General features: G+C 70.5%; 19 protein-coding genes. 9 read left to right on the plus strand and 10 right to left on the minus strand.

The genetic code is table 11. From position 1 onward, the window contains the following. The first annotated feature begins 166 nt into the window (after positions 1–166). Entirely contained in the window at positions 167–976 is an 810-nt protein-coding gene (locus KXC43_RS36780; protein WP_308129423.1) for a DedA family protein, read from the plus strand. 204 nt (positions 977–1,180) lie between these two features. On the opposite strand, the gene KXC43_RS36785 is transcribed toward KXC43_RS36780, so the two are convergent. The 4 genes from KXC43_RS36785 to KXC43_RS36800 all read right to left on the minus strand — a co-directional run bounded on the left by KXC43_RS36785 (position 1,181) and on the right by KXC43_RS36800 (position 6,204). Further along, complete coding sequence (locus KXC43_RS36785; RefSeq protein ID WP_221380842.1) at positions 1,181–1,855, minus strand: class II aldolase/adducin family protein; 675 nt, start codon at positions 1,853–1,855, stop codon at positions 1,181–1,183. Between the two features lie 108 nt (positions 1,856–1,963). Continuing rightward, the gene (locus tag KXC43_RS36790) at positions 1,964–2,341 is read right to left on the minus strand and encodes an ArsR/SmtB family transcription factor (protein ID WP_014440216.1); all 378 of its coding nucleotides are present in this window, start codon (positions 2,339–2,341) and stop codon (positions 1,964–1,966) included. Between the two features lie 1,521 nt (positions 2,342–3,862). Continuing rightward, on the minus strand, positions 3,863–5,281 hold the full coding sequence (locus KXC43_RS52440; RefSeq protein ID WP_221380843.1) for a hypothetical protein: 1,419 nt from the start codon (positions 5,279–5,281) through the stop codon (positions 3,863–3,865). 71 nt (positions 5,282–5,352) lie between these two features. After that, on the minus strand, positions 5,353–6,204 hold the full coding sequence (locus tag KXC43_RS36800; RefSeq protein ID WP_221380844.1) for a hypothetical protein: 852 nt from the start codon (positions 6,202–6,204) through the stop codon (positions 5,353–5,355). Between the two features lie 404 nt (positions 6,205–6,608). Between KXC43_RS36800 and KXC43_RS36805 the strand changes: the two genes are divergently transcribed. Continuing rightward, complete coding sequence (locus tag KXC43_RS36805; protein WP_221380845.1) at positions 6,609–6,785, plus strand: hypothetical protein; 177 nt, start codon at positions 6,609–6,611, stop codon at positions 6,783–6,785. A 232-nt stretch (positions 6,786–7,017) separates the two neighbouring features. Here the strand turns inward: KXC43_RS36805 and clpB are convergent, their stop codons facing one another. After that, the gene (gene clpB, locus KXC43_RS36810) at positions 7,018–9,606 is read right to left on the minus strand and encodes an ATP-dependent chaperone ClpB (protein ID WP_221380846.1); all 2,589 of its coding nucleotides are present in this window, start codon (positions 9,604–9,606) and stop codon (positions 7,018–7,020) included. A 142-nt stretch (positions 9,607–9,748) separates the two neighbouring features. Here clpB and KXC43_RS36815 point away from each other — a divergent pair, with 142 nt between their 5' ends. From KXC43_RS36815 to KXC43_RS36830, 4 genes are all read left to right on the plus strand, one after another. Next, positions 9,749–10,978 carry a sugar efflux transporter gene (locus KXC43_RS36815; RefSeq protein ID WP_221380847.1) on the plus strand — a complete coding sequence of 410 codons (1,230 nt, stop codon included), beginning with the start codon at positions 9,749–9,751 and terminating at the stop codon, positions 10,976–10,978. 22 nt (positions 10,979–11,000) lie between these two features. Further along, complete coding sequence (locus tag KXC43_RS36820) at positions 11,001–11,498, plus strand: cation:proton antiporter regulatory subunit (RefSeq protein ID WP_221380848.1); 498 nt, start codon at positions 11,001–11,003, stop codon at positions 11,496–11,498. A 41-nt stretch (positions 11,499–11,539) separates the two neighbouring features. Next, positions 11,540–12,763, plus strand: coding sequence for a cation:proton antiporter (locus KXC43_RS36825; RefSeq protein WP_221380849.1), 1,224 nt, complete (start codon positions 11,540–11,542; stop codon positions 12,761–12,763). Positions 12,764–12,874: 111 nt separating this feature from the next. Beyond that, positions 12,875–13,324: a hypothetical protein gene (locus KXC43_RS36830; protein WP_221380850.1), complete on the plus strand. Its 450-nt coding sequence runs from the start codon at positions 12,875–12,877 to the stop codon at positions 13,322–13,324. A 27-nt stretch (positions 13,325–13,351) separates the two neighbouring features. On the opposite strand, the gene KXC43_RS36835 is transcribed toward KXC43_RS36830, so the two are convergent. The 4 genes from KXC43_RS36835 to dnaK form a co-directional block, all read right to left on the minus strand. Next, entirely contained in the window at positions 13,352–13,786 is a 435-nt protein-coding gene (locus tag KXC43_RS36835) for a heat shock protein transcriptional repressor HspR (RefSeq protein WP_221380851.1), read from the minus strand. 18 nt (positions 13,787–13,804) lie between these two features. After that, on the minus strand, positions 13,805–15,004 hold the full coding sequence (gene dnaJ, locus KXC43_RS36840) for a molecular chaperone DnaJ (RefSeq protein ID WP_221380852.1): 1,200 nt from the start codon (positions 15,002–15,004) through the stop codon (positions 13,805–13,807). Between the two features lie 67 nt (positions 15,005–15,071). Continuing rightward, the gene (gene grpE, locus KXC43_RS36845) at positions 15,072–15,722 is read right to left on the minus strand and encodes a nucleotide exchange factor GrpE (protein WP_221380853.1); all 651 of its coding nucleotides are present in this window, start codon (positions 15,720–15,722) and stop codon (positions 15,072–15,074) included. Then, entirely contained in the window at positions 15,719–17,605 is a 1,887-nt protein-coding gene (dnaK, locus tag KXC43_RS36850) for a molecular chaperone DnaK (RefSeq protein WP_221380854.1), read from the minus strand. The genes grpE and dnaK overlap by 4 nt, the downstream gene beginning before the upstream one ends. Before the next feature lie 375 nt (positions 17,606–17,980). Here dnaK and KXC43_RS36855 point away from each other — a divergent pair, with 375 nt between their 5' ends. Genes KXC43_RS36855 through KXC43_RS36865 form a run of 3 tightly spaced genes read left to right on the plus strand, consistent with a single transcriptional unit; the run spans position 17,981 to position 22,762 of the window. Further along, positions 17,981–19,822 (plus strand): ABC transporter, encoded by a 1,842-nt coding sequence (locus tag KXC43_RS36855; protein WP_438870936.1) that lies wholly within the window; start codon positions 17,981–17,983, stop codon positions 19,820–19,822. Positions 19,823–19,848: 26 nt separating this feature from the next. After that, complete coding sequence (locus KXC43_RS36860) at positions 19,849–21,513, plus strand: GTPase (protein ID WP_221380863.1); 1,665 nt, start codon at positions 19,849–19,851, stop codon at positions 21,511–21,513. Between the two features lie 37 nt (positions 21,514–21,550). Continuing rightward, the gene (locus tag KXC43_RS36865) at positions 21,551–22,762 is read left to right on the plus strand and encodes a hypothetical protein (protein WP_221380855.1); all 1,212 of its coding nucleotides are present in this window, start codon (positions 21,551–21,553) and stop codon (positions 22,760–22,762) included. On the opposite strand, the gene KXC43_RS36870 is transcribed toward KXC43_RS36865, so the two are convergent. Next, positions 22,763–23,011 (minus strand): hypothetical protein, encoded by a 249-nt coding sequence (locus KXC43_RS36870; protein WP_221380856.1) that lies wholly within the window; start codon positions 23,009–23,011, stop codon positions 22,763–22,765. Positions 23,012–23,161: the final 150 nt, after the last annotated feature.

Below are 23,161 nucleotides of genomic sequence, written 5' to 3' on the forward strand. Positions count from 1 at the left end.
CCTGCTGCGCGGCCTGTCCTCCAGAGCCGTTCGGATGGGTGCCGCGCACGAATGGACGGATGGCCCCGGACCTCCCGCCGGGGCCGCCATCCCTTCTCGGACGGAAAAGCTGCGCACAGCGAAAGGAAACGAAAGACGTAGGTATCTGGGCGTACCCTGGCTCCTCGTGACAGTCCGCGCGCTCGGCGACGCCCTCGCCTTCAACCCCCTGGATCCGAAGGATCTGCTGCAAACCTTCGGCGTGGTCGGTGTCTGGGCGATCATGTTCGCCGAGACAGGTCTGCTGGTCGGTTTCTTCTTCCCCGGCGACTCGCTGCTGTTCCTGGCCGGCGTGGCCGCCTCCCCGGTGGCCGACTCGATCTTCGGCACCCAGCTGTCGTACGTCGGGCTGCTGATCGGCGCGCCGATCTGCGCCATCGTCGGCGCCCAGCTCGGTCACTGGCTGGGGGCCCGCTACGGCACGCGCATGTTCGACCGGCCGGACTCGAAGCTCTTCAAGAGGGAGTACGTCGAGAAGGCGGAGTACTACTTCGAGAAATTCGGCCCGGCCAAGGCCGTGGTGCTGGCCCGCTTCATCCCGATCGTGCGCACGTTCCTCAACCCGGTCGCGGGCACGCTGGGCATGCCGGCCCGCAAGTTCCTGCTCTGGAACATCGTCGGCGCGGTCCTCTGGACCGACGGCATCATCATCGTCGGCCACACGCTGGCCCAGCAGATCTACGACGCCATCGGCGAGCACATCGACCGCTACATCCTGCCGGTCGTGGCGCTGATCGTCCTGATCTCGATCCTGCCCATCCTGATCGAGATCGTGCGCGAGCGCCGCCACAAGAAGACGGCCGGCCCCTCTGCCCCGCCTGAGCCGTCGGCCGCCATCGGCGTCGTGGCCGCGGCCAGCATCGCCGGCCTGGTCGAGGCCGCCCGTCACGACGACGAGGACGACCCCCGGAACCCCCGCTCGCACCGCCGCCACTGACCCGCTCTACCGGGCGGCCTTTCCGTAAGAACACAGCAGCGCCCGGCACGGACCTCTCGGGGAGCCGTGCCGGGCGCTGCTGTGTGTGCTGCTGCTCGTCGGTGGGGATGGTTCGGGTGGCCGGAACGGGACGTGCCCCGGCTGCGCCGATCCACTCTGCGCCGTTGGGGGCGGGCGCGGGGCGGGTCGACCGTTTGGTGCGTGTCAGACCGTGACGGCGGTGGAGCCGTACAGGCGGTCCAGGAACTCATCGGGGCAGTCGCGGAGGTTCTCCAGGCGGCCGGCGGACAGCGCCCGGTAGGTGAGTTCCGCTGCTTCCTCGAGGTTGCGGGCACGTTTGTGCGCCAGTTCGATCGTGTCGCCCAGCACCACGCAGCCATGCTGACTCAGCACCAGGCAGTCGGTGCCGTCAGCGGCCATCGCGGCAGTCAGAGCGGCAAGCTCGGTCGTGCCGGGGAGCCGGAACGGCACCGTCGAGACACGGCGCAGGTAATACGCGTGGTCGGTGGTGACGATCCGGATGTGCTCACCCAGTGCATCGAGCAGGAGTGCGGTCTGCGGATGCAAATGGATGATGGCGTTGACGTCGGGACGGGCCCGATACAGCGCCAGGTGCAGAGCCAGTTCGCTCGTCGGCTCGATCGCGGGTGGTGGCACATTGCCCACCAGCGCGGGCGAGCCGTCAGACACTCGGACGGCCGCGAACGTGGTCCGGCTCAGCCGGCCCAGCCACGAACCGCTGCCGGTGACCCAGATGGCGTCCTCGTCGGGGATCCGGGCGGAGAGGTTTCCGCCCGACCCGGCGACGAGGCCGGCCTGGACCACGTCGAAACCCACGTACGCGAGCTGGTCACGCAGATCGCCGTGGACGTAGTTCACCCGTTACTCCTGAAGGTCCTGGGGGGTGGACTGGAGGAGGAGAGGTCTGCTGCCTGGCGCCACGCCCCGCATGGTGCCGGTGACGCCAGGCGATTCCCTGCGAAGCGGTCAGCGCGCCTTCTTGGTCGCCCGCTTACGAGGCGGGGTCAGCAGGTCGGCGATCGTCGCGATGGCGGTCGGCACGAGCCGGTAGTAGGCCCACACTCCCCGCTTCTCCCGCTCGAGCAGACCGGCCTCGGTCAGGATCCGCAGGTGGTGACTCACCGTCGGCTGCGACAGACCAAGCGGAGCGGTCAGGTCGCAGACGCAGGCTTCGCCGTCCGTCGCGGACTGGATAAGGCTGAGCAGCCGAAGCCGGGCCGGATCGGCGAGTGCCTTCAGCACTCCCGCAAGCCGCTCGGCGTCGGCACGTTCAATAGGCTCGCCGGCTAGCGGCGAGATCTGAGGCATTGTCATTTCCGCCAACGCAGTTCCCACGATCTCCATCCTTCCACCAACTGCATCGATTCTCCTGCATGTGCGCAGGAACGAACCGGCTAACTTTCAGGCCGTAAGGCCGACGTCGATCACCGGGACGGTCGATCGGGAGTGGCCGGCAACCCGAGCCTCCGATGCAACCCATACCGCCGTACCGACTTCGGTCTCTGCCTCCTGCAACGCCTCAGCCGCCATCAGGACGCTGCCCATCTGTGTCGAGGTCTCGATCCCCGCCCCGGGAGTGAGACGCCCCACATTGTCAATTCGTCGATCTATTGCCCTTCGTGAAGCACGGGCTGGTCGCTGATCCGTTTCGCCTGGGCCCGCACCCGCCCCGACGACGTCATCTCGCCACCTTCCGCTCACTCCCGGAACCGGGCGGCCCGGCATGGGAAGTTCACGACCCGATGAAAGCACGGCGCCACGCTGCGCGACGGGCAATTCAGTGATGAATTTACGCAGGTCGTGCCGTGCTTGCATGCATCGAGCGTACTTGCTGGAACGAAACCGGAACCTTTCGCCCTGGCAGTGCGCAACGTAACTATTGACGCACAGCATTGAGTCGATCTAAAAAGAAACCTTACAGATTCCACGGTCCCTTTCGCCCCATGCCGGGAACATCGATGCAGCTCAAAGCTCCTATGCCGGGGGTCACATGCCGCCGGGGCGACAGATCACCCGGTCGAGGTGCTGAGAAGCTGCTGTGAATCGCGTCATCGGACGTTTACCCATCCAGCGAAAAACACCCGCCGACCGGTGACGGCGCGCTATCCGGACAGCCGATTGAGTGACGAAGCTGGATGACAAACTTACCCGTTCGGGTGACCCATACCCATCAATATGAGGGGTCACGCCATCAATTTGAGGGGGTAACTGGTCGGTAACAACCCGACAGTGTGTTGTCCGGAACTCATCATCCGATGTGCCCCGTGCCCGCCTGCACCCGGGTCCCGCTCATCCGTTGTCCACACTGGCCGTTGTCCGCCGGGAGAGGCGCGCCTTCGCTCCCAGCCCCAGCCCGATCCGGTGAGGCTTCGCCGACGGTTGAGCATCGCCTCGTAGTCAGCAGCCGCCTTTTGCAGTCAACGGATCGAGGCGCGGGTCCTCAGGTGCCGCGAGCGCGCCCCACGCCGTCAGAGACACCCGGCAACCCGTGCGGAGCCGATTTCGCGACTCAGGTCGCTGCTGGACCGCCGCAGTGCCCTGCGCAAAGCTGGGCACGGGTCGACCGCTGGGACCGGACGGGGTCGACTGCCGCTCGCCACAACGAACGACAGCGCCGGTAGAGGCCGACCGCTACAACCGGTTAAACGTCGAGTGCGGACCCATCCGAACGAACTGACGGCGTTGAGCGAAGCCCGATCGCCAAGACCGGTACGTCGAGTGAGGCGCGTCACAAGCATTGGACGGCGTCGAGAAGAGGCCGACCGCAACGACCGGTTCGACGCCGAATGCGGGGCGCCCAGTACGACGATCGCGGGCGAACGCGGGCCGACCAACAAGCGGATGGGATCGAGCGAAGCCGGACCGCTACGACTGGTCGGAGGTCGGATGCTGGTCGGAAGACGGCTGATGGGCGGGCGCGGACGAGGACGACTGCTCGGTCATCGGCTGCTGATCCGCGACCGGCGTTTCGCCGCTCGCCGACGAGGCCTGTGCCGGCTGCTGAGTGGAAGCCCGCTCCTGCTCCGACGGCGCGTGTTGGGTCGAGGCCGGCTGGGTCGAGGCCGGCTGGGTCGAGGCCGGCTGGGTCGACTGGGCAGCGGTCGGCCGGGTGGGACGTGCGTACGGGGATCGGGGGTCCGCCGGCGGATGTGAGGCCGATGCCGGCTGGGTGGGTGCCTGGGGTGTGAAGGCAGCGTCCGGCGCGTGGTCGGCGGGCCGGGCGTAGGGCGAGTGGTCCGGGCGGGTCGAGCCGGGGTTCGGGGCCTGCGCGGGGTGCGACTCGGGGCCGTAACCGTGGGCCGGAGGGTAGGCGCCGTCCGCATAGCCCGCCGACTGAGTGCCGGGCAACGGGTAGCCCGTCGGCTGACCGCCAGGGGCTGGGTAACCGGCGAGCTGACCTCCGGGCGCTGGGGCACCGGCCGGCTGGCCGCCGAGGGGTGGGTAGCCCGCCAACTGGGCTCCAGAGGCCGGGTAACCCGCCGCCGGCTGGCTTCCGGGCGCTGGGACACCCGCCGGGTGCCCGCCGAAGGGTGGGTAGCCCGCCGACTGAGCTCCAGAAGCTGGGTAACCCGCCGCCGGCTGGCTTGCGGAGGGAGGGTAGCCAGGGCCGGGGTAGGCCGACGACGGGTAGGCGGCGTTGGCGGGAACGCCGTGGCCGGGATAGGCGGCGCCGTAGACCGGCTGCGGGGCCGACGGGGCCGCCGGGCGCCGGAAGAACGTGCGCGGCGCGGTCAGGATCAGGATGCCGACCAGCGCGTAGCCGAGGATCTGGGCGATCGCGAGGCCGGCGTTTGTGCCGATCCAGCCGTCGGGATAGGCGTCGCTCAGCTGGGCGCCCAGCGACCACGGCGCCGAGTTGCCACTGCGCTGGGCGGCCAGCGTCAGCACGCCGGCCGTGCCGCCCAGGATCCCCAGGACGCTGACGACGAGGGCGGCGATGCGAGCGGCGTTGCTGCCGCGGCGCAGCGACAGGCCGACCACCACGAAGAGCGCGAAGGCGATCACGGCGAGGGCCAGGGCGATCGCCGCGCCGAGCCAGACGACCGCCACGTAGTACTCCGGGTCGTTGTCGCCGGTGAAGCTGCCGGAGACCGGAGCGGCCGTCACGTCCCGGAACCGGTCGATCGTGCCAGGCACGATGGCCACCGTCGCGATGGCATAGATCAGGCCGACTCCGGCCATCAGCCACAGCAGGGCGGCGGCGAACGTCACCGCGGGCGGCCGGCCCGACGGCGACACCGGCGGCGTGGCGGCGATCGGCGGTGGCTGGACTGGGTACGACATCGACGACTCCCCGCGGTGATCCGTTGCGCCGAACCTACCCGGACGGGGCGGCGAGCGGGGCGCGAACCCCGTCAGGCCGGGTCGGTGGGCGGCTTCGGCGGCTGGTCACCACTGGTCGACGGCGGCGGGTTGGGATCGACCGGCGGCGGCGCGAACGGATCCGAAGGCGGCGGGAAGGCGGAAGCGGGCGGCGGCGCCTGGCCCGGATACGGCGACAATCCCGGAGCCGGCTGCCCCGGCTGCCCATGCTGCCCGGGGTACGACGGCCCGGACGAAGGCTGGCCCGGGTAGGAGGGCCCGGACGTGGGCTGGCCCGGGAAGGGCTGCCCCGGGTACGGCGGCTGAGCCGGATACCCTGGCTGGCCGTAGCCGGCACCGCCCGGGTACTGCGGATACGGCACCGACGGATCCCAGGCCGCCGCCGGCTTGCGGAAGAATTCGTTGGCCGCCGGCAGGGCCAGCAGGATGACCGTCCCCAGGATCGCCAGCAGCGCGATCACCGACAGCGTCGTGTTGGACGCCGTATACCAGGACGGCAGCGCCTCCTCGAGCCGTTGCTGCACCTCCGCCTCCGACGGGCCGCCGGTGGTCGTCCCGGTGCCCATCGAGCCGGCCAGTGCCGTACTGCCCAGGCTGGCCCCGAAGCAGCACAGCGAGATGCCGCCGATGACCCAGGTGACGATCCGCGCCGGGTTCTTGCCCCGGCCGTCGAACAGCGCCAGCACGGCGAACCCGATGCCGATCAACAGATTGACGATCGCCCCGCCGACGAAAATGGCGCTGATGAACGACTCGGCGCCCTCTGCCTCGGTGCCGGCGTAGACGTCCCGGATGGCGTCGGTGAGCTGTCCGGCGATCAAGAACGTGGTCAACGCGTTGATCACCTGGATGACCGCCACCGCGTAGAGCAGATAGACCGCCACGGTGACGACCGTCGGACGCGGCCGCGCCGCGGATGCCGGAAAACCAGGAACGGTCACAATGCCCCCAAAACTTGATCCATTCACGGTATCGGGCGGCTGCCAACTCCGCGACCGACCCACGGAGTCGCGCAAACTGTGGCAACATCGGCCGACGATGACCGATATATCCGTAAATAGGTCGCTCGTTCAGGGGGCGACACGGGTACGCCGTGATCTCTACACTTTCGTCGTGGCATCGACGCGGCAGCACCAGCCTCCCGCGATGCCCCCTGCCCGCACGAGTCGCCCGCCCCGCGTGAAGAGCGCCTGGGCCGAGGCAGACAGTCGCCGGGCAAGAGTCCCGTTACGCCGGCCGCGTGACCACACCGCGGCGGCCCCAGACCTCTTAAGGACCGGTGAGTCCCATGCCCCACGCCGATACTCTGACCGTCGTTCACCATGACGACACGAAGACCCGCTTCAAAGACGTCCGCTATCAGCTCCACCGCGACGGCATCCGCATCTGGTCCGCCGAGGGGGAACAGGTCGTCACCGACGTGCTGATGACGCAGGCCTACCGGCAGAGGCCGGCCACGAACTAAGACTCACAACTGAAGACGCGAGGGGCCCCGGGCTGATCGAAAGATCAAAACCCGGGGCCTTTTCCCGTACGGGGTGAGCCGCGCGACATCCGAGCCGAGCGACAACCAAGCCGCGCCACCAAGCGAGCGCCCGACCGAGCGAGCCGCGCGACCGAGCGAGCCGCGCGACCAAGCGAGCCGCGCGACCAAGCGAGCCGCGCGACCAAGCGAGCCGCGCGACCCGACGAGGCGATCAGCCGCGCGTCACCCGCAGCCCGTCCTTGCCGTCGCCCAGGTCGACCAGCACCGTGTCGCCGTCCTGGATCTCCCCGGCCAGCAGCGCCTTGGCCAGCGCGTCGCCGATCGTCGACTGCACCAGCCGCCGCAGCGGGCGAGCGCCGTAGATCGGGTCGTACCCGTGCTCGCCCAGCCAGTCGACCGCGGTCGAGCTCACCTCGAGGACCAGACGACGGTCGGCGAGCCGGGTACGAAGCCGGCCCAGCTGGATGTCGACGATCGCGGCCAGGTCGTCCCGGGTCAGCGCGTGGAAGACCACGATGTCGTCGAGCCGGTTGAGGAACTCGGGCTTGAAGTGCCCGCGCACCACGGCCAGCACCTCGTCGCGGCGCTCCTCGTCGCCCATGGTGATGTCGGCCGCCTGCGAGCCCAGGTTCGACGTGAGCACCAGGATCGCGTTGCGGAAGTCGACCGTGCGGCCCTGCCCGTCGGTGAGCCGGCCGTCGTCGAGCACCTGGAGCAGCACGTCGAAGACGTCCGGGTGGGCCTTCTCGACCTCGTCGAGCAGCACCACGCTGTACGGCCGGCGCCGCACCGCCTCGGTGAGCTGGCCGCCCTCCTCGTAGCCGACGTATCCGGGCGGGGCGCCGACGAGCCGCGCCACCGAGTGCTTCTCGCCGTACTCGCTCATGTCGATGCGGACCATCGCCCGCTCGTCGTCGAAGAGGAACCCGGCCAGGGCCTTGGCCAGCTCGGTCTTGCCGACGCCGGTGGGGCCGAGGAACAGGAAGCTGCCGGTCGGCCGGTCGGGGTCGGCGATGCCGGCCCGGGCCCGCCGCACGGCGCTGGCCACCGCGGCCACCGCCTCGGCCTGGCCGACCACCTTGCCGCGCAGCGATTCCTCCATGCGCAGCAGCTTGGCCGTCTCGCCCTCCATCATCCGGCCGGCCGGGATGCCGGTCCACGACGAGATCACCTCGGCGATGTCGTCCGCGCCGACCTCTTCCTTGACCATCGGCGGTTCCTCGCCGGCCTCCTGGTCGGCCGCGGCCGCGGTGGCCAGCTCCGACTCGAGGGCCGGGATCTCCTGGTACTGCAGCCGGGACGCGGTCTCCCAGTCGGCGTCGCGCTGGGCCCGCTCGAGCGAGGCCCGGGTCTCGTCGAGCTGCTTCTTCAGCTCGCCGACCCGGTTGAGGCCGCCGCGCTCGCGCTCCCACCGCGCGTTCATCATGCCGAGCTCGCGGTCCCGGTCGATCAGGTCGCGGTTGAGCCGCTCGAGGCGGGCCACCGACGCCGGGTCGGTCTCCTTCTCGAGGGCGAGCTTCTCGATCCGCATCCGGTCGACGAGGCGCTGCAGCTGGTCGAGCTCGACCGGCCGGGAGTCGATCTCCATGCGGAGGCGGGACGCGGCCTCGTCGATCAGGTCGATGGCCTTGTCGGGCAGGAACCGGTCGCTGATGTAGCGGTCGGAGAGGCTGGCCGCGGCGACCAGGGCGGCGTCGGTGATCTGCACCCGGTGGTGGGCCTCGTAGCGGCCCTTGAGTCCGCGCAGGATGCCGATCGTGTCCTCGACCGTCGGCTCGCCGACCACGACCGGCTGGAAGCGCCGCTCGAGGGCCGGGTCCTTCTCGATGTGCTCGCGGTACTCGTCGAGGGTGGTCGCGCCGACCATGCGCAGCTCACCGCGGGCCAGCATCGGCTTGAGCATGTTGCCGGCGTCCATCGAGCCCTCGCCCTTGCCCGCGCCGACGACCGTGTGCAGCTCGTCGAGGAACGTGACGACCTGGCCGTTGGAGTTGCGGATCTCCTCGAGGACGCTCTTCAGCCGCTCCTCGAACTGACCGCGGTACTGCGCGCCGGCCACCATCGCGCCCAGGTCGAGCGAGACCAGCTTCTTGTCGCGCAGGGTCTCGGGCACGTCACCGGCCACGATGCGCTGGGCCAGGCCCTCGACGATCGCCGTCTTGCCGACGCCGGGCTCGCCGATGAGGACCGGGTTGTTCTTGGTACGCCGGGAGAGCACCTGAACGACCCGGCGGATCTCGGCGTCGCGGCCGATGACCGGGTCGATCTTGCCCTCGCGGGCCAGCGCGGTCAGGTCGACGCTGTATTTCTCGAGCGCCTTGTACGTCTGCTCGGGGTCGGCGTTGGTGACCCGGCGCTCGCCCCCGCGCACCTGCGGGAAGGCGGTGACCAGAGCCTCCTCGGTGGCGCCGACGTCCTTGAGGGCACGGCCGACAGCTCCGCCGACCCGGGCCAGACCGGCCAGCAGGTGCTCGGTCGAGATGTATTCGTCGCCGAGCGGCTGGGCGATCAGCTCGGCCTCGCCGATCGCGTTGACGAACTCGCGCGAGAGGCTGGGCTCGGCCGTGCTCGCCCCCCGGGCCGAAGGCAACTGCTCGACGGCCCGCAGCGCCACCCGGCGTACGTCGGCGGGGTTGGCCCCCACCGCCCGCAGCATCGCCGGCGCTGTGGAGCCGCCGGTGTCGAGCAAAGCCAGCAACATGTGCCACGGCTCGACGGTGGCGTGCCCCCGGCGCCCGGCGTCGGCGACCGCCCCCGTGATCACATCGCGGCTCTTGGTGGTCAAACGTTCGGCGTTCATGTGCTCCCCTGATCGAACCCCACCGAGACTTGAGCGTACTCAACTCAACTCTATGCCGAGGGCGCTACCGCGACAACGTGAGTCGTGATGGTCGCCACGGACTCCCCGAAAGAGCGCGGGGTGGCCCGTAACGTAGGGAATCATGGCCGTTCCACCGACGGCGCACGGCTCGATGTCGCGGCGTCTGCTCCCGCTTGCCCTGATCTTCATCGCCGTCGGGATCGGCACCTCCTTCGCCGGGCCGTTCCTCGCCCTTTTCCTCAGCGACGGCGTGCACGCCGGCCCGGTCCGGACAACGATCTTCCTGCTGGTCGCGCCGCTCTCCGGCGTCGTGGTGTCATGGCTGGTCGGGCGCCTGTCCGACCGCCGTCCGATGCGCCGCAAGCTGCTGCTGTCAGCCGCGCTGGCCGGCATGGCCGGGGCCGTGCTCACTGCGTTCATCCGCGACTACTGGGTGCTGCTCGCGGTCACCGTGACGCTGACCTCGCTGGCCGGCGCGCTCTTCCCGCAGAGCTTCGCGTACGCCCGGCAGGTGCTCCAGCAGGGCGACCCGCGCCGGGCGGCCATGGGCATCAGCACGCTGCGGATGCTCTTCTCGGTCGCCTGGGTCGCCGGGCCACCACTGGCCGCGCTCCTGATCGCCGCGCGCGGCTTCGCCTACACGTACGGCCTGGTCGCGATCATGTACGGCTTGGCCGCCGTGATCGTCTACCGCTGGCTGCCCGAGGTCGCCGCCCCGGCCGGTCCGGCCGAACATGAAACGGATGACGTGCCCGAGGCCCCGCGGTCGACGATCTTCCTGCTGGTCGCGGGCTTCGTCGTCGTGCAGACCGCGATGACGCTGGGTGTGCAGGCGATGCCGCTGTTCGTCAGCATCGACCTGGGCGGCTCGGTGAGCGGAGCCGGCCTCGTTCTCGGGCTGTGCGCGGCGCTCGAGATCCCGCTGCTGCTCGGCTTCGGCGCGCTCGGCACCCGGCTGCCGCTGCGCTCGCTCATCCTGGTCGGCGTGGTCTTCGGCATCGCGTACCAGGCCGTGGCGGTCACCGCCGGCTCGGTGTGGGTGCTGGCCGCGGCCCAGATCCTCAACGCCGCCTTCATCGCGGCCGTCGGCGGGCTGAGCATCACCTATATGCAGGACCTGATGCCGGGCCACCACGGACGGGCCACCACGATGATCACCAACACCTTCCCGATCGGCCAGGTCCTTGCCGCGCCCGCGTTCGGCCTGGCCCAGCAGTTCGACTACCGGCTCGCGTACGGCGTGAATCTCGCCCTGTGCGTGCTGGGCTTCCTGCTGATCCTGGCCGCCCGGCGAACCCGGCGAATCGTCCCGGACGTGCGGCCGGAGGCCATGCTGACCGGAAGCGCGTGACTGCTGAGCTACCGTGGTGATCGTGCGTGTACGGGTGGAACAGACTCCGTTGCCGGGAATCGGCGTCCGGCATGACCTGGTGACGTCCTCGGGGCGTACGGTCGGCGTGGTCTCGCACCGCAACGGCCGCCGTGACCTGGTGCTGTACGACATCGACGACCCGGATTCGTGCCTGGCGTCGATTCCGCTGACCGACGACGAGGCCGAGGCTCTGGCCGACGTGCTCGGCGCTTCGCTCATGCTGGGTCAGCTGGCCGGGCTTCGGCAGCAGGCGTCCGGGCTGCTCACCGAGCAGATCGCGCTGCCCGCCGGCTCGCCCTTCGTGCGGCGCAAGCTGGGCGACACCCGCACGCGCACCCGCACCGGCGCCTCGATCGTGGCCGTGATGCGCGACCGCGAGGTCATCGCCTCCCCCGGCCCCGAGTTCGTCTTCGATGCGAACGACGTGGTGGTCGCGGTCGGCACCCGCCAGGGCCTGGACGGCGTCACCGCCATCCTGGCCGGCGACACCGACGACTGAGCCTGCCCGCGGCGAGAACCCCAGAGACGAGCGGGTCCCGAATGCACGAAACGACGATCCTCCTCATCGAGGTCGGTGCCCTACTTTTCGCTCTCGGCATGCTCGGCCGCCTCGGCCGGCGCTTCGGGCTCTCGCCGATCCCGCTCTATCTGCTGGCCGGCCTCGCCTTCGGGCACGGCGGATTCGTGCCGCTCTCGGCGAGCGAGGAATTCATCGAGATCGGCGCCTCCATCGGCGTGATCCTGCTCCTGGTCATGCTCGGCCTCGAATACTCGGCGGGCGAACTCGTCGGCAACCTGCGCGCGGCCGCCCCCGCCGGGCTGGTCGACGCGCTGTTCAACGCCCTGCCCGGCGCGGCGTTCGCCGTCCTCATGGGCTGGGGCTGGCGGGCCGCGCTGGTGCTGGCCGGCATCACCTGGGTCTCGTCCTCCGGGGTCATCGCCAAGGTGCTCGGTGACCTGGGCCGGCTCGGTAACCGCGAGACGCCGGTGATTCTCTCGGTGCTGGTCATCGAGGACCTCGCCATGGCCTTCTACCTGCCGCTGGTCACCGCGGTGCTGGCCGGCGTGGGCCTTGTCGACGGGCTCAAATCGCTGGGCGTCGCCGTCGTCACCGTGGTCGCGGTGCTGGTCGTGGCGATCCGCTACGGCCGCCAGATCAGCGCCCTGATCTCGGCCAAGGACGCCGAGGCCCTGCTGCTCGGCGTTCTCGGGCTGACGCTGTTCGTGGCCGGCGTGGCCGAGGAGCTCAACGTGTCGGCCGCGGTCGGCGCCTTCCTGGTCGGCATCGCGATCTCCGGTCCGGTCGCGCACCACGCGACGCAGATGCTGTCCCCGCTGCGCGACCTGTTCGCCGCGGTGTTCTTCGTCTTCTTCGGCCTGTCCACCGATCCGGCCGACATGCCCCCGGTTCTGCTGCCGGCGCTGGGGCTGGCCGTGGTCACGATGCTCACCAAGGTGGCGACGGGTTACTTCGCGGCCCGCCGGGTGGGCATCGCCGTTCCCGGCCGGCTGCGGGCCGGGCTGGCGCTCATGCCGCGGGGCGAGTTCTCGATCGTCATCGCCGGGCTGGCCGTCGCGTCGGGTGTCGAGCCGCGGCTGGCCCCGCTGGCCACGGCGTACGTATTGATCACGGTCGTATCCGGGCCACTGCTCGCCCGGCTGCCCGATTACGACTGGTTCAAGACCTTTATCCGCCGCTGGGGAACGCCCGCGAGGCCTACAGTGCAGCCACTCACCGCCGACGACCGACCTGAGGCTGCATAAAGCTACTGACCGGTATCCGATTGTGAGCTCTTGACACTTTCGCGAGGCAAGGTCGGCGCGCTAGTTTCGCCTGCGACAACTACGTGTTATCGGACTTTCTCGGGCGGCGACGTGACAGTGCGTGAGTCGACTTTTTTCGGGTTCGCCAATCCGGTCGATCCTCGGCCGGAAGAGCTGCAGGCGTGGGCCTATCACCCGGAGGCTGTGCCGCTCAGCGGCATGCCCCCCGACTGGGACCTGTTGATCTCCGGCGACGTCCTGGCGCCGACGCTGTTCGAACTGGCGATGGACAGGCAGTGTCCGGCTCGCCGCTTCGCCCAGCACTGCATGTACATCTACGCCGCCGACGGCGTCCGGCAGAACGCCTCGGGGCAGCGTAAGCGCCGGCTCAAGAAGTTCGTGGAGCGTGCGGAAGAGGTCGGCGACGAGCCGATGTCGATCTGGGCGCACAACTGCCGCGTGCTGATGAGCCGGCCCGAGATCTTCGACTACACCGACTGGATCGAGGGCGGCCTCGTCCGTCACCCCCGCCGGCTCGGCCTGTTCAACAACCGCAGGTAAAAGAAAAGGCCCCGCACGGGGCCTTTCCTACCTGTCGGATGCTCGCCGGGGGCGCCACACGACCAGCGCGGTCGAGGGGCGCTCCTGGCGTACCAGATCTCCACGGCCGTACGGGCTCTCGAACTGGGCGAGGCGGGCGTACGCGTCGGCGAGCTCGTGCTCGAGCTCCCGCACCCGCTCCTGCAGGTCGCCCACCAGCTGCTCGAGTCCGATGATGCGCTTGATGCCCGCCAGGTTGACGCCTTCCTCCTGGCTGAGTTTCTGCACCTCGCGCAGCAACGCCACGTCCCGCTCGCTGTAGCGGCGCCCGCCCCCGCCGGCCCGGCCGGGCTGAACCAGCCCGAGCCGGTCGTACTGACGGAGTGTCTGCGGGTGCATCCCGGCCAGGCGAGCCGCGACCGAGATGATCAGGACCTTCGCGTCGGAGGACTGCTCGACCGAGATGCTGATCTCTTCATGCATGTGCCCCTCCTGATCCCGTTAGGTGTTCCGGCGCACCCGAGCCTCGAGCCGCTCCCGCCCGGCGGGCGGGGTCAGCTTGGCGAACCGCTCCAGCGCGTCCCGGGCCTCCCCCGTGACTCCACCCGGCATCTGCACGTCGACCGTGACGATCAGGTCTCCGGGTGGTCCGTCCTTGCGTGTCACTCCCTTGCCTCGCGCCCGCAGCTTGCGGCCGCTCGGCGTGCCCGGCGGCACCCGCAGGGTGACCGGGCCGTCCAGCGTCGGCACCCGCAGATCGGTGCCGAGCACCGCCTCCGCAATGGTGACCGGCACGACCAGGGTCAGGTCATCACCCGTACGCCCGAACAACTCGTCCGGTCGCACCATGACCTGCACGAAGAGATCACCCGCGGGGCCACCCCGGTCGCCCGGCTCGCCCCGGCCGCTGAGCCGGATGCGCTGACCGTCGGCCACCCCGGCCGGGAACCGGACGTTGATCGTGCGGTTCTTGGTGACACCGCCCGTGCCGCGGCACTCCGTGCACTTGTGGTCGACGATCGTGCCCGCGCCCTGGCAGTCGCGGCACGGCTCGGAGAAGCTGAACGATCCCTGGTTGCGCGAGATGAGGCCGGTGCCCTGGCACTGCGGGCACGTGCGCGGCGACGTGCCGGGCTTGGCCCCACTGCCGTGGCAGGTCTCGCACTCGCCGGCCGAGCGCAGCGTCAACGGCAGCGTCGTGCCCTTCACGGCCTGCGCGAAGTCGAGCGTCACCTCGGTCTCGACATCCCGGCCGCGACGGGGACCGCCACGGCGTGCAGCGCCACCACCAGGCCCGCCGCCCGAGAATATCGAGCTGAATATGTCCGAGAAGCCGGCGCCGCCGAAGCGACGGTCGCCGGGCGCGCCACCGGCCGCACCGGCCCCGCTGAACCCGCCGAACAGGTCGGACGGGTCGAACTGGGTGCCGCCACCGGAACGGGCACCCCGGCGGAACGCGCCCGAGCCGAACAGCGAGCGCATCTCGTCGTACTCTTTGCGCTTCTTGTCGTCCGAGAGCACGTCGTACGCCTCGGAGGCGGCCTTGAACTTCTCTTCCGCCTCCTTGTTCCCGGGGTTGCGATCCGGGTGCAGATCCCGGGCGAGCTTTCGGTACGCCTTCTTGATCTCGTCGGTCGGAGCGGACTTGGGCACGCCGAGAACGGCATAGAAGTCCTTTTCGAGCCAGTCCTTCGAACTCATCCCGCCTCCCCCCTCCTGCGGTAGGTCCCGCCTGCCGTGAGGCAGCAGGCGGGACGAACGTGTGAGATCACTCCGGGTCGGCCACCGCGACCAGGGCCGGTCGCAGAAGCCGCTCGCCCAGCGTGTAACCGCGGCGCATGACCTCGACACAGGTCGGCTCGGCGACGTCCGCGGACGTCAGGTGAGCCACCGCCTCGTGGCGGTTGGGGTCGAACGGGTCGCCCTTCTCGCCGAAGGCCACGAGCCCCAGCTTGCCGGTCGCCGTGGTCAGCGACTCGGCCACCGAGGCGAACGGACCGGCCAGGTCGCCGTGCTCGCGCGCCCGGTCGATGTCGTCGAGCACCGGCAGCAGCGCGGTCAGCACCGCGCCGGTGGTCTGCTCGGCGGCCGCGCCCCGGTCACGGTCGACCCGTTTGCGGTAGTTGGCGTATTCGGCGGTCACCCGCTGCAGGTCGTGGGTCCGCTCGTCGAGCTCGGTCCGCAGCGCCTCCAGTTCGGCGCCGAGAGTGGGCTGCTCAACGGGCTCGTCAGCGGGTTTCGACTCCTCCTCCACTTTCGGAGCCTCCTCCTCGGGATCAGCCGCCCGGTGGGCGCCGACCGAGGCCTTGCCCTTGGCCGTGGTGGCCTTGGGCTCGGCCTTGGTGTCAATCTTGCGGCGGTCCCGGATGACGACCCGTTCGGTCGTCTGACCGTCGTTCTCGTCGTCCGCGGCGGTCACTTCTTGTCGTCCTCCACGATCTCGGCGTCGACGACGTCGTCAGCGCCGCCCGCGGCCGGACCGGAGTTCGGGGTGCTGCTCGGGCCGCCCGCGCCCGGGGCGCCGGGGGCGTCCTCGGGACCGGCGCCGGCAGCGGCCTGAGCCGGGTCACCCTGCGAGTACAGCTGCGAGCCGGCCTCCTGGGAGACCTGCGACAGCCGCTCGTGCGCAGCCTTGATCTTCTCGATGTCGGTGCCGCCCAGCGCGCCCCGAAGCTCGCCCAGCGCCTCGCCGATCTTGTTCTTGCTGTCCTCGGGCAGCTTGTCGCCGCTCTCGGCCAGGAACTTCTCGGTCTGCCACTGCAGCTGCTCGGCCAGGTTGCGGGTCTCCGCGTCGTCGCGGCGCTTCTTGTCCTCGTCCGCGTGGTCCTGAGCGTCGCGCATCATGCGCTCGATGTCGTCCTTCGGCAGCGCGGAGCCGCCGGTGATCGTCATCTTCTGCTCCTTGCCCGTGCCCAGGTCCTTCGCGGACACGTGCACGATGCCGTTGGCGTCGATGTCGAACGAGACCTCGATCTGCGGGACGCCACGGGGAGCCGGGGCGATGCCGCTGAGCTCGAAGGTGCCGAGCTTCTTGTTGTACGCGGCCATCTCGCGCTCACCCTGGAAGACCTGGATCAGCACGGACGGCTGATTGTCCTCAGCGGTCGTGTAGACCTCGGAGCGGTGGGCCGGGATGGTCGTGTTGCGCTCGACCAGCTTGTGCATGATGCCGCCCTTGGTCTCGATGCCCAGCGACAGCGGGGTCACATCGAGAAGAAGGACGTCCTTGACCTCGCCCTTGAGCACGCCGGCCTGCAGGGCGGCGCCGACGGCGACGACCTCGTCCGGGTTGACGCCCTTGTTGGGCTCCTTGCCGGTGATGCTCTTGACCAGGTCGGCCACGGCCGGCATACGGGTCGAGCCGCCGACCAGGATGATGTGGTCGACGTCGGCCAGCTTGACGTCGGCGTCCTTGATGGCCGACTCGAACGGGCCCTTGCAGCGGTCGAGCAGGTCCTGCGTCATGCGCTGGAACTCGGCACGCGACAGCGACATGTCAAGGTGCAGCGGGCCGTCGGGGCCGGCCGTGATGTAGGGCAGGTTGATGCTGGTGGTCGTCGCGGCCGACAGCTCGATCTTCGCCTTCTCGGCGGCCTCGCGCAGACGCTGCAGCGCCATCTTGTCGGAGCCCAGGTCGATGCCGTGCTCGCCGCGGAACGTCTTGACCAGGTGGTCGATGATCCGCTGGTCCCAGTCGTCGCCACCGAGGTGGTTGTCACCGGAGGTCGACTTGACCTCGATGACGCCGTCACCGAGCTCGAGCAGGGACACGTCGAAGGTGCCGCCGCCGAGGTCGAAAACCAGGACGGTCTGCTCCTTGGAGCCCTTGTCGAGGCCGTACGCCAGAGCGGCGGCGGTGGGCTCGTTGACGATCCGCAGGACGTTGAGGCCGGCGATCTCGCCCGCCTCCTTGGTGGCCTGCCGCTGCGCGTCGTTGAAGTAGGCCGGGACGGTGATGACCGCGTCCGTGACCGTCTCGCCGAGGTACGCCTCGGAGTCGCGCTTGAGCTTCATCAGCACCCGCGCCGAGATCTCCTGCGGGGTGTACTTCTTGCCGTCGATGTCGATCGACCAGTTCGTGCCGACCTCGCGCTTGACCGAGCGAATGGTCCGGTCGGGGTTGGTCACGGCCTGGCGCTTGGCGACCTCACCGACGAGCACCTCACCGTTGCGGGCGAAGGCGACGATGGACGGTGTCGTCCGGGAGCCCTCCGCGTTGGCGATTACGGTGGGCTCGCCTCCTTCCAGAACGCTGACGCAGGAGTTCGTGGTGCCGAGGTCGATACCGACCGCACGTGCCATGGTTGTTTCCTCGCTTCGGGGTTGCTCAGAAAAGGTTGAGTGCAACGGACTCAATGATGCCACGGGCTCGCACATCGTCAAGTCGAAGTTGAGTCACTCGGACGCAACTACGGTCGTTCACGGCGGTGTCACCAGTTCGGTAGATACCTGTCCGGTCACGGCATACCGGCATCTGTTGTCCTGCATGCATAGATCGGGCACTCTTTAGCCGTGACGACGCACGGTGACGCGGTCGGTCCGTCGGCCCTGTCCGCCGCGCCCGCCGCCACGCGAGAGCCCGAGACGGTTTCCCAAGACGACTCTGCGGGTAAAAAAGAGCAGGTCAGCTCGACGACCGCCGAAGCGGCGGACCCCACTGAGCGTACGGAAGCCGCCGTGCCCCGTCAGCCACATCCGGAACCGGAACCCGCTGAGTCCGCGCCCGACAAACGCCCCGCCGATCTGGGCGAGGCCGACGCGCGGACCACCACCCCGTCGACCGCCCTCGAGCTGGCCAAACCCACGTCCGGCGTCGACCGCCTGGCCGAGGCCTTGGGACAGCTGCGCGTGGCGATCGGCGAGACGGCGTACCCGTTGGTCATGCCCTCGGCCGAAGAGGCCCAGCGCATCGGCGCGGCCCTGGTCACCCAGCTCGACGACTATCTGGTGCCGCGCCTGACCCGGCTCGACGCACCCCTGCTGGTCGTCGTCGGCGGCTCCACCGGCGCCGGCAAGTCGACCCTGGTCAACAGCCTGGTACGCGCCCCCGTCAGCACGGCCGGCGTGCTGCGCCCGACGACCCGCTCACCGGTGCTGGTCAGCAACCCGGCCGACCTGCCCTGGTTCCAGCAGGGTCAGCTGCTGCCCGGCCTCGTGCGCACCCGCGAGCCCAGCAACGAGGCGACCGCGCTCCAGATCGTCTCGGCCCCGGCCCTCGGCGCCGGCCTGGCCTTCCTCGACGCGCCCGACATCGACTCGGTGGTCGACCGCAACCGCAAGCTCGCGGCCCAGCTGCTGGCCGCCGCCGACCTGTGGCTCTTCGTCACCACAGCCGCCCGCTACGCCGACGCGGTGCCGTGGGAACTGCTGACCACGGCCCGGCTCCGCGGCACGGTGATCGCGCTGGTGCTCGACCGGGTGCCCGCCGAGGCCGCGGCCGAGGTCGCCACCCACCTGCAGGACATGCTGAACGTCCGCGACCTGGGCGGTGCGCCGCTGTTCGTGCTGCCCGAGACCAGGCTCGACGGCCAGGGGCTGATCAGCGAAGAGGTCATCGGCCCGCTGCACGACTGGTTCGGCCGGCTTGCCGCCGACAGCAACGCCCGCTCGGCGGTTGTGCGGCAGACCCTCGACGGCGCGATCACCTCGCTGGGCCCGGCCGTCGCCGGTCTCGCCGACGCCGCCGACGAGCAGGCCCGGGCGGCCAAGGCCCTGGGCGACCGGGTCACCGCGGCCTACCGCAACGGGCGCCAGACCATGGCCGAAGGGCTACGCGACGGCCGCCTGCTGCGCGGCGAGGTGCTGGCCCGATGGCAGGAGTTCGTCGGCACCGGCGAATTTCTCAAGACGCTCGAGAGCAAGGTCGGCCAGATGCGCGACCGGTTCATCTCGGCGCTCACCGGCCGCCCGCTGCCCGGCCGCAATCTGCAGGTGGCGCTCGAGTCGCAGCTGGTCACGCTGCTGCGCGGCATCGCGGCGGACGCGGCCGAGCAGGCGTACGCGGCCTGGCAGGCCCACCCGGCCGGCGCCGCCCTGCTCGAACCCGAGCTGCAGCGCCCCGCGGCCGATCTGCCCGAGCGGGCCGACCGCCTCGTTCGCGACTGGCAGCAGTGGGTGCTCGGCCTGGTCCGGGCCGAAGGTGCTGAGAAGCGGGTGGTCGCCCGGGGCGCGGCCTACGCGGTCAACGGCGCCGGCCTGGCCGTGATGATCGCCGTGTTCACGTCGACCGCGTTCATTCCCACCGGGCTCGAGCTCGCCGCGGGCGCCGGCAGCGCCGTCGCCGCCCAGAAGGTGCTCGAGGCGATCTTCGGCGACCAGGCGATCCGGACGTTGGCCACCCAGGCCCGCGAGGACCTCCTGCTGCGTACGGGCAAGCTGTTCGACGAGGAAGCCGCGCGCTTCACCGACCGGCTCGCCGCCGTCGGCCTCGACGAGGAACCGGGGGCCCGGCTGCGCCAGGCCGCGGCGGCCGTGGAGACTGCCCGTACCGAACTCGCGTTGACGGGAAGCACGACGTGAGCCTGATCGAGAAGGTGCGCGAGGCAATGGCGGGCGACGACCGGGTGGACGCCGAGCGGCTGGTGCTGAGGCTCGAGGCGCTGGGCCGGTTCCTGCGCCTGGTCGACCCCTATCTGCCCGACAGCAGCCTGGTGGCCGCCCACACGCTGGTCGAGCGGGCCGGCAACCGGCTCTCGCTGTCGCGCGACCACACCGTCGTCGCGCTCGCCGGCAGCACCGGCAGCGGCAAATCCAGCCTGTTCAACGCCCTGGCCCGGCTCAAGCTCTCGCCGGTCGGCGTGCGCCGGCCGACGACCGGGGTCGCTCACGCCTGTGTCTGGGGCCCGCTCGAGCCGGCCAACCGGCTGCTCGACTGGGTCGGCGTGCTCCCGCGGCACCGCTTCATGCGCGAGAGCGCGCTCGACGGCGACGACGAGGCCGCCATGCGCGGGCTCGTGCTGCTCGACCTGCCCGACTTCGACTCGGTCGAGCGCGGCCACCGGCTCGAGGTCGACCGCCTGCTCGGCCTGGTCGACCTGATCGTCTGGGTGGTCGACCCGCAGAAGTACGGCGACCGGATCCTGCACCAGGCCTATCTGTCCCAGTTCCGCTCGCACGCCGCGGTCACGGTCGTGGTGCTCAACCAGGCCGACCGGCTCTCCACGCAGGACACCGAACTGGTGCTCGAAGACCTGAAGCGGTTGCTCAGCGAGGACGGGCTGGCCGAAGCGCCGGTGCTGGCCACCTCGGCCAAGCAGCCCGGCATGCTCAACGAGCTGCGCGGGTCGCTCGAGACCACGGTCGCCGAGCGGCAGGCCGCGCTGCGCCGGGTCACCGGCGACCTCGACGCGATCAGCGAGCCGCTGACCGCCATGATCGGGCCACCCGCGGCCGAGGACGAGGTCGACCGGGCCACCGTGCGTCAGCTGACCGACGCGCTGGCCGCCTCGGCCGGGGTGGGCGCGGTCGCCGACGCCTCCGCCGCGGCCTACCGGCACCGCGCCGCGGCCGCCACCGGCTGGCCGCTGACCCGCGGTCTGCGCCGGCTCCGTCCCGACCCGCTGCGCCGCCTGCACCTCGACACCCAACCGGCTGACACCAAGCCGGCCGAGACAAACGCCGTCTCCACCGACATCGTTCCGCGCACCTCGCTACCCGAGGCCGACGCGGCCCAGAAGTCGGCGGTCGGTCTGGCCGTCCGCGCGGTGTCCAGCCGGGCGGCGGCGCCGCTGCCCGAGGTGTGGAAGCCCGCACTGGCCGACGCCGCCCGCTCCCGGTCGGCCGACCTGCCCGACGCGCTCGACCGCGCCATCGGCACCACCGATCTCGGCCTGAAGAAGGCGCCACTCTGGTGGCGGGCCGTCGGCGCCCTGCACTGGCTCTTTCTCGCGGCCGCCGTGTTCGGGCTGGGCTGGCTCGCCGCCGGCTACGTGATCCGGATTCTCGGACTGCCCGAGTTGGACAATCCGAAGGTCGGCGACGTCCCGATGCCCACCCTGCTGCTGGTGGGCGGCCTGCTTCTCGGCGTACTGCTGTGGCTGATCATGCGGCCGGCCGTGGAGTGGGGAGCGCGACGCGCCCGGAAGAGGGCCGAGCAACGTCTGCGGGCCTCGGTGACCGAGGTCGGACGCGAATACGTGGTGGCGCCGGTCCGCGAGGTGCTGAATGCGTACGCACAGGCGCGTGAAGCTTTGAGCACCGTGCGTTCGTAGTAGTCCCGCCACGCAACGTGCCGGGTAGGCTCGCGACATGCCCGCCCCCCAGACTCCGTACGAGGCGGTCCTGCACGCGGCCCGCGACGTCGCGAAACTCAGCTGCGCGCTGGATGCCGAGATGCTCGGCACCGCGCTGCTCGGCAGCGTCTACTCCGTGGCCCACGACGACCGTGGCGCCGCTCTGCGCACCTTCGTCGGCGATTTCCTCGCCGCCACCACCCGCCGGCGCTCGGCCTCGGCCACCACGATCCGCCAGGTCTTCGCGGCGCTCGTACCCGGCGCCGAGGGCGCGGCCGCGGTGCGGCCGGGCGCACAGGCGCCGGCGTGGACGACCCAGCTCGGGCGGGTCCGGCCCACCGGCTACTACGCGTACGGCGACGTCTACGGCGACCAGACGTCCTATCTGGTCACCTTCGCCTACGACGACATCGACGACGGCGGCCCCGAGCACGCGGTCGTCGCGCTCGTCGACCACAACATCGGCATCGCGAAGGACATCTTCGTCGGCACCTCGGCCGAGCGGATCCTCGAGCAGGTCCGCCAGATGTGCGGCGAGGACGAGCTGACCTGGTTCCGTGAGGAGGATCCGGGCCGGCTGCGGGGCGAGATCGACCGTCACCTCGAAATCACCGACAGCCTGACCGACCTGCCGTCCGAGGGCTCCCTGGCCACCGACCGTGCGCTGGCCGGCGCACGGCTGGCTCTGCTGCCCGCGGCCGGCACGCCGCCCCTGAGCGAGCCGCCTGCGGTCAGCAGCACCGACCTGGTCCGCGACTTCCTGGCCTCGCCCGAGGCGGCCCGCTTCGGGCTCGACCGGGTGCACGCCGACGACGAGCTGGCGTCGTTGCACTTCTGCCTGAGCCTGATCGTCGACCACGCGGCGAGCCTGCCCGACCCCGACCCGGTGCGGTGGAGCCCGGCGGTGGCGGGGTTGTTCCTGCTCGACTGGGTGCACCGGCGCGCCGTGCTCGACATGGACGACGCGGCCATGCTGCCCCGGGTGACCCGGGCCTGGTCGGCCTATGCGCTGCGCCGGCGCAACCTGCCCGAGGCGGCCACCGAGCAGACCGACACGGTGGTGGAAGAGATGATCCCCGAGTTCGCCCGGCTCTACGCCACCGGCGAGAAGCGCAGCCCGGCGACGGCCGCGGTGGCCCAGCTCATCAGCGAGGGCGTCGACCCCAACGACACCGACGCCATCGACGCCTGGATCGAGGCCAACCGCCACCGCCTCGACGGCAGCTGATCACCAGCGGCCGCTGAGGTCCTCGGTGTGGTCGGCGTGGTGCCGGCCGACCCGCGAGCTGCGCTGCTGATCCGGCGTCTGGTCGTCGACGTGGTGCATGCTGCCGGCGCGATGGCTGCCCCGGTAGGAGCGGTTCTGGTTCTCCTCCGAGCGCGCCTCCGGGATCACACGCTGCGCGTGGTTGCCCCGGTTGGCGTAGCTGCGTTCGAGGATGGCGGTCGCCCGGATGTTGTGGGGACGTTCGGCCACAGCTGACCTCCGGCTGTGTTCGGACCGGTCGCGTGACCGGTGACGGTTGTCCTTGCTCTCCTCGCACCGGCGCTGCCGCCGGTCGGGGCGATGGTGGGCCGGCTCGTCGCCGCGATCGGCATCGTCCGGCTCGTCGCCATGATCGGCATC

It is taken from the genome of Paractinoplanes polyasparticus (genome assembly GCF_019710575.1).
GTDB classification, from domain to species: Bacteria; Actinomycetota; Actinomycetes; order Mycobacteriales; family Micromonosporaceae; genus Actinoplanes; species Actinoplanes polyasparticus.